Origin of the sequence: Acinetobacter nematophilus (genome assembly GCF_026344175.1) — a bacterium.
Classification (GTDB): domain Bacteria; phylum Pseudomonadota; class Gammaproteobacteria; order Pseudomonadales; family Moraxellaceae; genus Acinetobacter; species Acinetobacter nematophilus.
Map to the genome: position 1 here is coordinate 438,014 of NZ_JAPKMY010000001.1, position 13,437 is coordinate 451,450.

The window sequence follows — 13,437 nt, forward strand, 5'->3', positions numbered from 1 at the left end:
CGGCAATCCTGAATTTTATTCTTTCAGGTTTGACCATGTTTTTAATCCTTTTTGTGGCATCGCTTGGAGGTTGTAATGGCTGATTTTGCAGATATGGCAAGTGATATTGAGCATGAGCGTCTTCAGCAATCACTTCAAAACCGTCCACAGTTTACTGCTCATAGTAACTATGAATGTGATGAATGCGGTGAAGACATTCCAGCTCAACGTCGAGCAATTGGTGGTGTGACTTTATGTATTAAATGTCAGACCAAACTTGAATCAAAACAAAAACATTATCGATAGGTGGCAGATATGAATATCAATCAAAAACGCCAAGATTTTAAAAAGGACTTGGACAAGTTGATGAGTGACGATTATGTACTTGTTCCTAAAAACCCTTCATTTGAGATGCTTGTTAATGGTTTGGCGGTCATCGCAACAGGTGTTGGCGTTCAGGACATCGAATTTGAAGTGCGTAAGATTTGGGAAAAAATGATTGATGCTTCACAAGTAGTTGAGGCGTCATATGAAAACTAAATGCCCAGCTTGCGGAGCAACAACCAGCCTAGATGCTTTGCTTGGTCATAGTGAAGCAAGCAAAGCATTTGTGGCATCGCTCAATTTAACAGGTGCTTTGGCTAAGCCTTTGGTGATGTATCTTGCAATGTTTCGATCTGAAAACCGTGATTTAACTTTTGATCGTACAGCAAAGTTACTCAACGAAATTGCACCAGACATCGTTGCCAAACAAATCAAACGTGGACATCACACCTACCCAGCACCACAAAGTGCTTGGGTATGGGCAATCAACATCATGCTTGAGCGTCGTGAACAACAGAAAATTGATTTACCGCTTAAAACACATGGTTATTTGTATGAAGTGATCAGCTCTTACAAACCTGAAAATGCACCTGTTCAAGCAGATCAGTCTGGTAAAAGCCGCTCTACTCCAAATCTAAAAACCCAAGCGGAAATTGAAGCTGATCAACGTGAACATGAACGTCGAAAGCATGAAAAACCAGCTATTTCTTTCGCTGATTTGATGCGCCAAACACAGGAAGAGAAAAAGCAGATTGAAATGTCATCTCTCAAAAATATTCCTCAAAACCAAGTTTTTGCCTTTGTCGATCAAAACCGACTTGAAGGCGAATCACACAAACAGTGCTTTGACCGCTTAAAGGCTGCGGAATTGGCTCAAGAACAATCCACACAAGGAAAATAATATGAATGCTCCAGTTCAAATCCCTGAAGGCTTTCGACAAGACAGTAAAGGTCGTTTAGTACCTGAAGACACCATCAAACCCATTGATCTGGTCCGTGATGAATCAGTCATTGACTTAATTGGTCAGGCTAAACAAGCGCAAGAGCACCTTAAAAAGTTTAAGGCAATTGCATTTGCTGAAATTACCGCATTTATCGACTTGTCACTTAAACAATTCGATGTCCATATCGGTGGCAATAAAGGCAACATCACGCTTTATAGCTTTGATGGTAAATACAAAATCATTCGACAAATTCAAGACACCATTCGTTTTGATGAACGTCTACAAGCCGCAAAAATCTTGATTGATGAATGCATTCAATCCTGGTCTGTCGATTCAAACAACTATCTTAAAGCCCTTATTTTAGAAGCTTTTCAGGTCGATAAAGAAGGAAAGATTTCAACAGGTCGAGTACTTGGATTACGTCGCCATGATTTTGATGACCCTAAATGGCTCAAGGCAATGGATGCCATCGCTGAAAGCATCAACATTGTAGATAGCAAAAGATATGTCCGCTTTTACGAGCGTGATAGTGAAGGCAAATACCAAGCAATCTCGCTTGATTTTGCAAATGTTTAAAAACATTCATTTTTCAAAACCAAGGAGATCAAAGATGAATCAAGATGAAATGATTGCTGGAGTGCTTTCTCAAACAACTAGAGCAAATGGCACTCAAACATTGACGAATGAACAAGCTATTCGTCTGGTTCAAGACCATATTTCGGTTTCAACACTTGTTCAAGATGTGCAAAACAAAGAAGTCCACCAGCCAGAAAAGGACTGTCCTTACTCACATCATTTGACATTTTCTTCAAACGCTCAGAGAGAGCAACAGGATCTAACTGACCATTTGCAACAAGTTCATCAACAAGAGCAATCCAAGCCAACTCTAACAGCTCAGTCTGTACCGTTGGGCGATCACCTTTGTATGGATTCTCACTCATAACCACCTCAATAACCATTTTTTAAACCAGGTAATTCAAGTATTACCGTAAACCTCAAGGAAAACAATCTCATGAATAAAGCTGATCTTATTGAACTCATTGCTCAATCTGCTGGCATCAATAAAACGCAAGCAACAGCTGCTCTTCAGGCTGTTGAAAAAGGTGTCATCGATGCTTTGGCAAGTGGTGGAACAGTTGAATTGAAAGGCTTTGGTACTTTCAAAATTACTCAACGTGCTGAACGCAAAGGTCGTAATCCTAAAACTGGTGAGGAGCTTGTTATCCCAGCGACAAACTCACCAACTTTCAAAGCTGGCAAGGCATTTAAAGAAGCAGTGAACTAATTGCGAAACACAGGCATACGTGCCTGTGTCTGCCAGTCGTCGTGGACTGGTACTGACGAGCAGCGAGGAAAATATGGGTATTAAAAAATTAGTGACAATTACGGTAGAAGCTCAAATAGAAATTGAGCTTGCTGAGTGGGCATCAAATCCCACTGTAGAAGATATTGAAGGTGTTTGCGATTGTGGGTTCTACGTTGAAAACTCAGATGATATTTACAAAACAGCGGCACGGCTTGTTTTAAATGGGTATGCGACTTCTAACAACGATGTTTTCGGCATTATTTATTCAGAGTGGAGAAAAGGTAATACGCCAGATACTGAAAATGACTCATTTTATGAGATCAAAAATATTGAAGTTAATGATTACCGAGTGGAGAGTATGTAAATGAAAAAATGCACTGTTGGCAGCCGCCATAAATGGGAACACGTCAAAAATGTCGAATTACGTACTCAAACAGCACGCACTATTTCTATCAGCTTGAAAGGCTTATACAAATGTTCTTGTGGTGCAACTAAATATGGTTTTATGCAGTAAGGAAATGACCATGATTGAAAGAAAAATACAACTTACACCAGTTGATGTAAAACGAGACGAATTTGGTTATTGGATTCATCCTGAGTACCAAAAATACTTAATTTTTAATCATCCTGAAAATGAAAAGCTTTCACAATTTGACTATGAGCAAATGCAGAACTTCTTAAATGTTGATTTTTATGACTCTGATATGTGCGATGAATTAACAGATGATCAGCTTGATCAATATGAAAATGATTTTGATCAATCAATAGTCATTCATTGGAATCCAAAGCAGCCAAAAGCTGAAGCATTTTTAGTGTCAATTTTTACTTGTGATGATGGAGTACTGGCTCGATGGGCTGTACAACGTCCTAGCGTACATACAGCACTTGTACAAAGCATTGGAGAAATAGCATGAAAACAATGCGTATTACTTCAGCAGAAGAAAGAATGGTTTTGCAACATCGTGCTTCAATCAAGCATGAAAAAGCAACAGAAAGATTTCAAAACGAAATTTTAAAAATGGCTTATGAATTCAGTATTTTCCTAAATAAAGAAGGTTTACATCCTAGTTTTTCTGAATTTATTAATTGTTTCGATCCACCACATCATCAATATTTAAATAACCTGAAGTATGACTCGGTTATTAAAGTGATGGATACCATCAAATCATTAGAGCTTCCAAAGGAAAATAGCATATGAATAGCTTATTTAGCTTGTTATTTACTCTTGCATATTTTTCCGTTTTTTTCGCTGGATTATTCGCTTGTTTATATTTGGCTCATAGCTATCTGAAAAGCCACCACTTCTTTAAAGCTGGAAGTACTAGCACTTTAGCTTTACTTGCAATAGGTGGCTTACTTCAAGCCATCATAGGAGCTTGATATGGGTAAATTTCTACTTGGTTTCATCATTGCATGGGCACTATGTCATCGTTATACCCACATCATAGTTGCAAGCGAATGTGAACGCCTTGGAGGTTTTTTTGTAGGTTCAAAAACTTATAAATGTATATTGATCAGCGATTCAGAAACTCAAAATTCAGTACCAACAGCAATACTAGAAGCTGAAAAACTAAATCGTCTAGGGTGATGTATGAAATTTAATAAAAAAATTAAACTTATTCAGCTCATTCATGTTGCTAAATCTAAACTAGGATTAGATGATGAGCTATACCGTGAAGTACTTGAAAGTACTACTGGTAAAACCAGTTCAAAAGAAATGACCATTGCACAGCTTAATGCTGTGCTGGATCGCATGAAACAGTTAGGTTTCGACATCGAATCAAAAGGTAAAACTGGTGTTAAAAATCTTGCGGATGATGCACAAAGCAAATTGATACGTCATTTATGGCTTGAATTATATAATGCTGGTGAGGTTCGCAATAACAGCGAAAAGGCTTTAGCAAAATTTGTTGAAAATAAAGTTCATGTCAGCGCATTGCAATTTCTTAGCAGTGAAAGTGCAGATATGATCATTAACCATTTACGGCAATGGTGTAAACGCTGTAACATTGAACGAAAAGAGCCTAACTCACCTAACGCAGTTTCTTAAAACAAAAAGGCTGCTTTTGAAGATTCATCTTCTTAGCAGCCAAAATTCTCAACAAGATTTCATTGCAAAATACGCAACAACGTTTCAAAACTCATCCCACTGTATCTTAATAAATCCGAATAAATCCCACAATTATCTCAACATTCTCTATTCTTTATCTTATTACTCATCATTCCCATGCTTGTCAACTTTAAACTCTGCATAATGTGCAGCTTGATAACATTGTCCCAAACCTTCCGCAAATAAAAAGCTTTTAGAAGCCGGATATAATGACGAATATCGATTGTCTGGATTTTTTAATATCAACTTGAGAGTTGCCATATTTTCAGGAGGAGCAAAATAAGTATGAATCACTCGACGCTGCTGATCTAATACTACATACGTCAAAATCGAGGATTTATTTTTAATATGTTCATCATAATAACGCCCTGAAAATACCTGACTGATTGAATCGGTAGACTCTTTATCGGTATTTGCAGCATCTAAGGACTTACCAGTTGATAGCCTTGTATCCTGCGGAATCAAATAAAGCTGATAGTTAAGTGCCATATAATCCCCTTGAATAAATGAACGAGGATCTACAGGTTGCAAACGGACATAGATACTTTCGCTATTCTTTAAATGTTGTTCATTCTTAAAAATTATTCCCAGAAAAATAATGATACTGATACAAGCCAGACAAAGAGGAATGATTTTTTTCATACATTGACTCTCTCTTTTATTTGGAATTTATGCAGCACCCAAGTGAGTATCAATAAAAGTAGTCCTGAGCTAAAAATACTTAGACTCTTCACAAGGAAACTGACATTCAAGGCATAATAAATAAACCACAGGATCAGCACCAAAGTCACTAAAGCTAGACCATAGACAATCTTATCTCGCTGTGACAATGCCCACGAAAGGATGGCAATACAAATAAAAATTTCAAAATAACCATAAAATATCAATACCGCTGCAAAAGCCAATAATATCAATTGGGCAATCAAGCTAAATTGATTGCGCATCCGCAACAGCATAAATAAAGCCAACCATAAAATAGGTAAGCCCAAGCAGAGGATAGGAATATATTTGATTTGATCCAATTCATCTTGACCAAATAAAGTATAAAAACCCAAGGACGAGAGAATAATCAACAAATTAGCCAGTGCTAAACTTCGTTGATACTGCCGAGGTTGAATACGATCTATCCAGATCATGACCAGATAAAACCCATAACTCAATAGGACCAGATATGAGAAATTTTCAACAAAACGATGTACGCCAAAGAAAGTACTGATGTCCCAAATCATCGCAATGCCAGACAGATACAAAGCAAATATCTGAATAAAAACAAAGAACCAATGTGTGCGGATAAAACAACTAAGCGCTAGCAGGATCAGTTGAATAAAGAAAATTGGGAAGAATAGATCCGTTAATTCAAATGTATGGAAAATCACAGCATTTTGCCCTGCAACCCATATACAATAAGCAAATTGTCTTAAAAACAAAGCCTGTTTATTCATTAAAATAAAGGCAGCCAATAGCACAAAAACTGCGCCCATGATCAAGGAAAAATTACCCCAAAATGTCAGCATCAATGATGCCAATAAGACACCTGCAATCCATGCACCTACCGCAATAGGTATATTGTTAAATCTATTTTGAGGGATAAATTTAATCAACAGATAAGTAATCAGTGCAAACCAACTAAAAATCACCAGTGCGATTAAAAATAATCCAAGTACTTCAGACTCACGAAACAGACCCTCCATCCACTTAAAAATCACCAGTGTAAAAGTTATTCCAAGCCCTACTGCCGACAATACACTGCACAGCTGATCCCTTTTACGATAAAAATAACTCAATGCAACAGAAAGTAGGAAAAATGATGAAAGCAAATATGCGATCTTAACTTTTAGCAGAGTAAAGACCATGGCTGTAGCGAATGCTAAACCGCCATCTGCATATAGAAATATCCCCATATGCCAAATTGAAAGAATGCCAAACCATAAAATAAACAGATAACGCAGCTTTTGATAATAACGAAGGCAAAGATAAAACTGAAATAATGAAAGTAGATTCAAACTGACTAAGAATATGACTGGATATTCATCTGCCCAAAATGTTTGTTTAAAAAATAAAAATAGGGTGAGTTGGCTGATAATACATATCAAGCTAAAAACACCGATATTAGGACGGTACAGCCATGGAAGTAATAAAATCGACCAGATTAAAAACAGTAGATAGCTATCCGCACCTGTTTGATAAATTTGACCAATGACAGCCAAACTTAACCCCAGCATTAAGCCACTGATTGTATGTAAACACTGCACTACATAATCATGCTGTGTCATAAAAAGGCTTGCTAAAGCACTCGATAACAATAAAACCTGAGGAATTGCCAACTGGAATATGTGAGGCAACATCAACCAATTTGCTGCAGTCAAATATAAAATACTGACGGCGATAAGCGCAAATCCCACAATCTGTAAATGCTGAACAAAGTGATCATTTCGCCATGAATATAATTCTTGCTGAATATTAAGCAATGCACGCCCCTCTTATTTATTCTTTGTTGTTATGAATCACTATGACAATAAATACGATGAAATGATGTATAAATTTGATTATTTTCTATAGCAACTATTGTTCTAAGTATAGTACTCATCATTCTAAAAAAAAGCATCCTTTTCAATAAAAACTGACTATAATAAATCTACATCGCTTCAGGGCGGGGTGTAATTCCCCACCGGTGGTAAATTGGACCGATTTTCAATCATGATCCAACAGCCCACGAGCGAATCACATTCAACAGTGGTTTGCAGATTTGGTGAAATACCAAAGCCGACGGTATAGTCCGGATGAAAGAAGACGACGTCACAGCTATAGATTTCAATACTTTGTATTGGAAATGCTTTTGTAACGCCACTATTTCACATGTCCTGAAATGTTCCACCGTATTTTTACTTTTACGAGAGCGTTTCAATGTCTAGTTTAATTCAACCTGAAATATTCTTTTCTGCTTTATCTCCTGCCGATCAACGTATAGCACAAGCTTTAGAAGATATGCGCCAAGGCAAACCTGTTTTGGTCATGGACGATTTTGATCGTGAAAATGAAGCTGATCTGATTGTTGCTGCTGAAACACTCAATGTCGAAACCATGGCGCGTATGATTCGTGATGGTTCCGGTATTGTCTGTTTGACACTTACTGATGAACTCGCAGACCATCTTGAATTACCGCCTATGGTGCAGGACAATTCAAGTCAATTTAAAACAGCGTTCACTGTGACCATTGAAGCTGCCCAAGGTGTTACAACAGGCGTTTCAGCAAAAGACCGCACCACCACAATTCATGCTGCGATTAAAACAGGAGCGGTAGCAAGTGATTTAAACCGTCCCGGTCATATTTTCCCATTACGTGGTCGCGATGGAGGTGTATTGACACGACGTGGTCATACTGAGGGTTCAATTGATTTGGCTCGTATGGCGGGTCTAAAACCGGCTGGCGTACTATGTGAAGTCACTAATCCGGATGGAACAATGGCTGCGGGAATTCAAGTGCTTGCTTATGCTCAGACACACCATTTGACTGTCATTACCATCGAGGAATTGGTTCAATACCGCCTCAAACATAATATTTAGAAATTTACTGACAATGTAATTTGCATTTAAAAATCCCAATTCACATGATTGAATTGGGATTTTTTTATCACTTTGATTTATTTTTAAAATATATAGCGAAAAGATCTAAACATCTTCCAAATGCAAAATACTTTGTCGAATACCATCTGCACGCAACCAGGCAAAATCATAGCTTGCTTTTGCCAAAGCCAACACACGGCGCTCAAACTCATCCCATAATGGCTTAACCTGCTTAGGCTGAATGCCTAAACCACTTTCCTCAGCCAGATGTTTATTTTTTTCACAAAGTTTTAAAGCATGATATAGCTTACGACCCTTTGAAGCCGAATCGAGTACACGAATGCGCTTAGCTTGAATAAAACCTTCTATATGCCTTAAATCCGCAAGCGGAAGCATTGGAACCAAAATCTGGTCTAACTGCGCATCTAAGCGTTTCCAAACCGCTAACCGTTGATCAGAATTATATGTATTCCATTGAATGACTTCGTGATTAAAGCGACGGCAACCACGACATACAGAATCACCAAATACCGTTGAGCAACGACCAGCGCATGGTGTTAAAGTTGGTATTCGACGCTCATTACTCAAAATATACTCCTTATATCCACAAAACTGCGCAAATTCCAGCATAAAACCATCATTCCGCAATACTATATATTGTATATAGGTTATTTTAAAGCACTAGATTTAGTATAAAAACCCATATTTTTCTCATGGAATAAAAAAGCACTACAAACACTAGGGTTTTCTCGCAAATTCCGGCAAATCACGTTAAAATAGCCGCCTTTAATTTTGTCCTATTTTATATTTGGAGTACTCCATGAACGCTACTGTAGAACAGCTTGCACCTGTAGAACAGCAAGCGACCTCTGGTTGGGTTGTTGCCGCACTTTATCAATTCAAAGAAGTTCAAGATCCTGCTGATCTTCAACAGCGTCTCTTAGAGTTGGTAAAAACAATCAACCTGTGTGGTACTCTTATTGTAGCGGATGAAGGAATCAACGGAACAGTTGCTGGTGACCGTCAAGCGATTGATACAATTCATCAATTCCTGTTAGATCAAGGTTTCAGCACGATGGAATACAAAGAATCCCATAGTGCCGAAAAACCGTTCCGTAAAATGAAAATTAAACTTAAAAAAGAAATTGTCACACTGGGTGTAGAAGTCAAACCACGTGATCTAGTGGGTCACTATTTAGATCCTAAAGAATGGAATGAATTGATTGCTCGTGATGATGTCATTTTAATTGATACACGCAATGATTATGAATATAAGGCGGGTACATTCAAAGGTGCCATAGATCCAAAGACAGAGACTTTCCGAGAATTTCCAGACTACGTAAAAAAAGAGTTAGAACAGCATAAAGACAAAAAAATTGCGATGTTCTGTACTGGTGGAATTCGTTGTGAAAAATCGACTTCCCTGCTTTTACAAGAAGGTTTTAACGAGGTGTATCATCTTAAAGGCGGTATTTTAAAATATCTTGAAGAAACCCCTGCTGATGAAAGCATGTGGGAAGGTGAATGCTTCGTATTTGATGGTCGTACTGCTGTCACACATGGCATGCAAGAAGGTGAAAATATTAAATGTCACGCTTGCGGTTGGCCATTGATTCCAGAAGAAGCTGCTCTTCCAAGTTATGAGCACGGTGTATCATGTAAATACTGCATTGACAAAACATCTGAGAAGCAAAAAGAAGGTTTCCGAATGCGCCAATCTCAAATTATTGCAGCAAAGCGCAAACGTCTTTAATTTTAGAACACTCCACCACAGAAAGCCGTAGTTAATCCACTGCGGCTTTTTTTGAAATATCTGTCAGCTGTCGTGTATCAGATTTAAAATTTATAAAAAAATTTTTCTATACGCTTTTTGATGATTTAATCACAACAGTTTAAAGCACAACAAATCCCTACTATATTTTCTGAAATGTACACAATAGTATGTTTATAACTGCCTATTTTTATATATAAAATGACTGATTGGATTATTGCGATCATGGAGCAACTGGGTTACTTCGGTATTGCTCTGCTGATGTTTTTAGACAATGTTTTCCCTCCTATTCCTTCTGAAATTATTATGCCATCTGCTGGATTTACCGCATCTCAAGGACAGTTGCTCCTATCAGGTGTCATTATTGCAGGAAGTATAGGCTCACTTGTTGCAGCAGCCTTGTTATATTGGATCGGGTATAAGATTCCCAATCAAAAAATTTTTGATTGGATAGATCGCTATGGAAAATATCTCTTTATCAAGACAGAAGACGTTAAAAAGGCTTTAGACTGGTTTGAGAAGTATGGTCACAATGTGGTCTTTTTTGGGCGGATGATTCCAGCTGTGCGCTCTTTGATTAGTATTCCAGCAGGTATGAGTCATATGCCCTTCTGGAAGTTTATGCTGTACAGCAGTCTGGGCACTGTCATCTGGACCAGTTTCCTTGCTGCAGTCGGCTATTACTTTGGAAACAATACTGCCTTGATGCAACAGATTTTCAGTCAGGTGAGCTATGTGATTATTTTCATTGTGGTAATTTTCATCATGTATTGGCTATATCGAAGACTCAAAAAGAGCTAAGTCAGTACAGTCAAGGATATCAAATCTGAAAATTTAGAGCATATAAATGGAGAAGCACGATGCTGATCACCCATCCATTCCTTACATCAAGTCAGTACATTTCCTACTTTGCACCTATAAAATACTTGAATTCAATTTCAAAATAATTGTTCACATGCCTTTCTAAAAAATATTCAAACTCCAGCTCCCCCTCAAGATCTTTAAAATGGCGATGATTTAATCACTTGATCTCAATCTTTACAGCCATAACAAAGATAAACTTAGCAATTGGCAAATAAACTTGAAGAAATTCAACCACTCTTATATTTATTCCAAAAACTCATAGATAGTCAAAAATTATTGTTGATTTTTTCCAAATCAAATATATGAAAAATATACACAATAATTTATTTTCTAAATAAGGAATACATGAGTGAATGAAATGATTGCCGTCATCTTAATCACTTGTTTGGCTGTTATTAGCCCAGGTGCTGACTTTGCCATAGTGACGCGTAACAGTTATTTATATGGTCGTAAAATTGGATTAAGTACGGCACTGGGAATTGCAGGCGGTGTCTGGATTCATGTGGCATATAGTCTACTGGGACTCGGTTTTTTAAAAAATCATATGCCTTATCTCTTGCAAATGATTCAATATATTGGTGCAGGTTATTTGATTTATCTGGGATACAAAACCTTCACCCAAAACAAAGTACAGTTGGATGAAAATGGTGTAGGCATCACTGCTTGGCAGGCGTTTCGACATGGTTTTTTAACCAATAGTCTGAACCCCAAAACAACCCTGTTTGTCGTCAGTTTATTTGCACAATTGATGACTACAGTGGGTAACTCCACGCTGAAATTAGTGTCCTATGGCGCGTTCATTTCAATCAGCCATTTTATTTGGTTCGCACTTATTGCCCTATTTTGCGCTCACCCTACAATCCGCAATAAAATTTTAGATCATGAAATTATCATCAATCAGATTATTGGGATTTTATTATTCATTTTAGGTTGCAGCTTACTTTTCGCGAAGTTCTAAATTTCGAAAAAATCATTCGGATATCATGATTTTTGAGAGAAATTAGTCTGTCTTAAATACCTCAAAAATCATTTGTATGTGAACAATAGAAACTGGGAGGAAATTCAACCTGTTTTATTTGCAAGATTGATTATGTAATAAATCTCATTTAATATCAAAAGTGCAAATTTTAATCATTTACAAACCAATGCACCTACAACATTGAATGAAGAATATAACAGGTACTTAATATATGAATAATTTATTCACCCTCAACGACATGCTTACCCCTAAAATTGTCACAGTATTATATTGGCTCGGATTGATTGGTGTCGTGATCGCTGCTTTGACGACACTGTTTGGTTTTGGCTATGGCGCATATTCAGGATTTTTTAGCCGTTTGATTTCAGCAGTACTGATCATTGTCTTTGGTGGTCTGGCTGTTCGGGTTTACTCTGAATTGCTGATTGTGATTTTTAAAATTCATGAAAATTTAAAGAAAATTGCAGATCGACAACCGTAATATAAAAAATATGGTGTAAATAAGCAGATATCATTCAAATTTACATCCTTCAATATGTCCATATCCGTGTGTTATAGACAAAACAAAAAAAGCCTGCTTTCTCTGGAGAAAGCAGGCTTTTTTTATCTGAGTCGATTAACTTGGTGTATGATACATCAAGTAAATCTCATTAAGGTTTTCTGGAATTTCTTCAGCAATTTCATCCATCAACTGTCCATTACGGCGGAATGATTCCATTTGAGGATCTTCATCATCAACACCACTAAATACCATCATCGGCAGTGTTAAATCTACAATTTGCTCTTCATATTCTGGTGCAAACCAAGCATCTTCATTCAGGAACATTGCGTCTACAAAACCTACGCTCCAATCCCCTAAACTAGACTCTACGTCTGCTTCTTCAATTTCAAAAGGAAACTCAATTCCTTCTTCGTTGGCCAAGTTCTGACGAATCGCTTCAAGCCATGCTTTGATTTGTGCAATAATTTCAGCTGGAACTTTCTTTTGATTGTTATCAAACAACTCATCTAGCCATTGATCAAAACGAGGTCCAACTGCAGTTGCGCACAAGAAACCGTGAGTCGCTGCGAAATCTAGACCAAATTCGTTTTGGTCACCATCTAGATAATCGCTCAGCAGGTCTAAATCTAAAGCACTCATTTTGTTTCCAATAAACTTTGATCAGATTTAAGCATAGCATTTTCCAAGCCTATGCCCAATGAATTTTTAATCTTCATCATCAAAATCGTCGTCGTCATCAATGTCATAATCAAAATCTTTTAGATCTTTTTCCAAACGACGCTGTGCAAGTAAATCATCGATCAAACGTCGCTTTTCTAAAGATTCTTTGGCGCTAATTTTGCTTGATGACTCATCAAAACTAACATCATCATCACCGTAGTTATCATCTAGTTCAAAATCTGTAGAAGACACTAAAACTACCTCATAATGAAAAAAAGTGAATGGGTCTAGGCGCTATTTATCTGTCTTCAGAAAACTTGTCAAGTTTTTTTTATTTTTTTTGCATTCATCGACCAAATTGGGCTTTTTTTAAGCCCTATTTTATGCAATGATATAATCCACCCTGCGTCTTGCTGTTTTTCGATAAATTCGGA

23 protein-coding genes, 1 other RNA gene and 1 riboswitch are annotated in these 13,437 nt (G+C 37.3%); of the genes, 18 read left to right on the forward strand and 6 right to left on the reverse strand.

Features of this window, described 5'->3' with window-relative positions:
- The first annotated feature begins 75 nt into the window (after positions 1-75).
- Genes OSH00_RS02070 through OSH00_RS02085 form a run of 4 tightly spaced genes read left to right on the forward strand, consistent with a single transcriptional unit; the run spans position 76 to position 1,823 of the window.
- A complete protein-coding gene (locus OSH00_RS02070; protein WP_151823778.1) occupies positions 76-285 on the forward strand; it encodes a TraR/DksA C4-type zinc finger protein in 210 nt (69 codons plus the stop codon).
- Between the two features lie 9 nt (positions 286-294).
- Positions 295-519: a hypothetical protein gene (locus OSH00_RS02075; protein ID WP_266129032.1), complete on the forward strand. Its 225-nt coding sequence runs from the start codon at positions 295-297 to the stop codon at positions 517-519.
- Positions 509-1,204 carry a hypothetical protein gene (locus OSH00_RS02080; RefSeq protein WP_049044371.1) on the forward strand — a complete coding sequence of 232 codons (696 nt, stop codon included), beginning with the start codon at positions 509-511 and terminating at the stop codon, positions 1,202-1,204. Before OSH00_RS02075 ends, OSH00_RS02080 begins: the two co-directional genes overlap by 11 nt.
- A 1-nt stretch (position 1,205) precedes the next feature.
- Positions 1,206-1,823, forward strand: coding sequence for a DUF3164 family protein (locus OSH00_RS02085; protein ID WP_049044370.1), 618 nt, complete (start codon positions 1,206-1,208; stop codon positions 1,821-1,823).
- A gap of 116 nt (positions 1,824-1,939) precedes the next feature.
- Here OSH00_RS02085 and OSH00_RS02090 read toward each other — a convergent pair whose 3' ends face one another.
- Complete coding sequence (locus OSH00_RS02090) at positions 1,940-2,188, reverse strand: hypothetical protein (RefSeq protein ID WP_199981613.1); 249 nt, start codon at positions 2,186-2,188, stop codon at positions 1,940-1,942.
- A 41-nt stretch (positions 2,189-2,229) separates the two neighbouring features.
- On the opposite strand from OSH00_RS02090, the gene OSH00_RS02095 reads away from it, so the two are divergent.
- From OSH00_RS02095 to OSH00_RS02135, 9 genes are all read left to right on the forward strand, one after another.
- On the forward strand, positions 2,230-2,532 hold the full coding sequence (locus OSH00_RS02095) for an HU family DNA-binding protein (protein ID WP_266129292.1): 303 nt from the start codon (positions 2,230-2,232) through the stop codon (positions 2,530-2,532).
- Positions 2,533-2,601, forward strand: an RNA gene (locus OSH00_RS02100) — hammerhead ribozyme type II.
- A 4-nt stretch (positions 2,602-2,605) separates the two neighbouring features.
- Positions 2,606-2,917 (forward strand): hypothetical protein, encoded by a 312-nt coding sequence (locus OSH00_RS02105; RefSeq protein WP_266129033.1) that lies wholly within the window; start codon positions 2,606-2,608, stop codon positions 2,915-2,917.
- Positions 2,918-3,067 carry a hypothetical protein gene (locus OSH00_RS02110; RefSeq protein WP_266129034.1) on the forward strand — a complete coding sequence of 50 codons (150 nt, stop codon included), beginning with the start codon at positions 2,918-2,920 and terminating at the stop codon, positions 3,065-3,067. It abuts the gene before it with no gap.
- 10 nt (positions 3,068-3,077) lie between these two features.
- Entirely contained in the window at positions 3,078-3,467 is a 390-nt protein-coding gene (locus OSH00_RS02115; protein ID WP_266129035.1) for a hypothetical protein, read from the forward strand.
- On the forward strand, positions 3,464-3,751 hold the full coding sequence (locus OSH00_RS02120; RefSeq protein WP_266129036.1) for a hypothetical protein: 288 nt from the start codon (positions 3,464-3,466) through the stop codon (positions 3,749-3,751). The genes OSH00_RS02115 and OSH00_RS02120 overlap by 4 nt, the downstream gene beginning before the upstream one ends.
- Positions 3,748-3,933 (forward strand): hypothetical protein, encoded by a 186-nt coding sequence (locus tag OSH00_RS02125; protein ID WP_266129037.1) that lies wholly within the window; start codon positions 3,748-3,750, stop codon positions 3,931-3,933. Before OSH00_RS02120 ends, OSH00_RS02125 begins: the two co-directional genes overlap by 4 nt.
- Position 3,934: 1 nt before the next feature.
- Positions 3,935-4,141: a hypothetical protein gene (locus OSH00_RS02130; RefSeq protein ID WP_266129038.1), complete on the forward strand. Its 207-nt coding sequence runs from the start codon at positions 3,935-3,937 to the stop codon at positions 4,139-4,141.
- Positions 4,142-4,144: 3 nt separating this feature from the next.
- Positions 4,145-4,603: a gp16 family protein gene (locus OSH00_RS02135; protein WP_266129039.1), complete on the forward strand. Its 459-nt coding sequence runs from the start codon at positions 4,145-4,147 to the stop codon at positions 4,601-4,603.
- Between the two features lie 162 nt (positions 4,604-4,765).
- Here the strand turns inward: OSH00_RS02135 and OSH00_RS02140 are convergent, their stop codons facing one another.
- Together OSH00_RS02140 and OSH00_RS02145 are read right to left on the reverse strand one after the other, a co-directional pair.
- On the reverse strand, positions 4,766-5,305 hold the full coding sequence (locus tag OSH00_RS02140) for a GDYXXLXY domain-containing protein (RefSeq protein WP_266129040.1): 540 nt from the start codon (positions 5,303-5,305) through the stop codon (positions 4,766-4,768).
- The gene (locus tag OSH00_RS02145; RefSeq protein ID WP_266129041.1) at positions 5,302-7,131 is read right to left on the reverse strand and encodes a DUF2157 domain-containing protein; all 1,830 of its coding nucleotides are present in this window, start codon (positions 7,129-7,131) and stop codon (positions 5,302-5,304) included. The genes OSH00_RS02140 and OSH00_RS02145 overlap by 4 nt, the downstream gene beginning before the upstream one ends.
- A 170-nt stretch (positions 7,132-7,301) precedes the next feature.
- Positions 7,302-7,459: riboswitch (FMN riboswitch) on the forward strand.
- Between the two features lie 108 nt (positions 7,460-7,567).
- On the opposite strand from OSH00_RS02145, the gene ribB reads away from it, so the two are divergent.
- Entirely contained in the window at positions 7,568-8,227 is a 660-nt protein-coding gene (ribB, locus tag OSH00_RS02150) for a 3,4-dihydroxy-2-butanone-4-phosphate synthase (RefSeq protein WP_196076089.1), read from the forward strand.
- A gap of 105 nt (positions 8,228-8,332) precedes the next feature.
- Here the strand turns inward: ribB and OSH00_RS02155 are convergent, their stop codons facing one another.
- Positions 8,333-8,815 carry a DUF1289 domain-containing protein gene (locus OSH00_RS02155; protein WP_196076088.1) on the reverse strand — a complete coding sequence of 161 codons (483 nt, stop codon included), beginning with the start codon at positions 8,813-8,815 and terminating at the stop codon, positions 8,333-8,335.
- A 232-nt stretch (positions 8,816-9,047) separates the two neighbouring features.
- Here OSH00_RS02155 and trhO point away from each other — a divergent pair, with 232 nt between their 5' ends.
- From trhO to OSH00_RS02175, 4 genes are all read left to right on the forward strand, one after another.
- Positions 9,048-9,980, forward strand: coding sequence for an oxygen-dependent tRNA uridine(34) hydroxylase TrhO (gene trhO, locus OSH00_RS02160; protein WP_266129042.1), 933 nt, complete (start codon positions 9,048-9,050; stop codon positions 9,978-9,980).
- A gap of 243 nt (positions 9,981-10,223) precedes the next feature.
- A complete protein-coding gene (locus tag OSH00_RS02165; RefSeq protein WP_266129293.1) occupies positions 10,224-10,799 on the forward strand; it encodes a DedA family protein in 576 nt (191 codons plus the stop codon).
- 412 nt (positions 10,800-11,211) lie between these two features.
- Entirely contained in the window at positions 11,212-11,820 is a 609-nt protein-coding gene (locus tag OSH00_RS02170) for a LysE family translocator (RefSeq protein ID WP_266129043.1), read from the forward strand.
- A gap of 232 nt (positions 11,821-12,052) precedes the next feature.
- Complete coding sequence (locus OSH00_RS02175) at positions 12,053-12,322, forward strand: DUF4282 domain-containing protein (RefSeq protein WP_196076085.1); 270 nt, start codon at positions 12,053-12,055, stop codon at positions 12,320-12,322.
- 135 nt (positions 12,323-12,457) lie between these two features.
- Here OSH00_RS02175 and OSH00_RS02180 read toward each other — a convergent pair whose 3' ends face one another.
- The gene (locus OSH00_RS02180) at positions 12,458-12,982 is read right to left on the reverse strand and encodes a YecA/YgfB family protein (protein WP_196076084.1); all 525 of its coding nucleotides are present in this window, start codon (positions 12,980-12,982) and stop codon (positions 12,458-12,460) included.
- A gap of 66 nt (positions 12,983-13,048) precedes the next feature.
- Complete coding sequence (locus OSH00_RS02185; RefSeq protein WP_004722524.1) at positions 13,049-13,255, reverse strand: PA3496 family putative envelope integrity protein; 207 nt, start codon at positions 13,253-13,255, stop codon at positions 13,049-13,051.
- Positions 13,256-13,437: the final 182 nt, after the last annotated feature.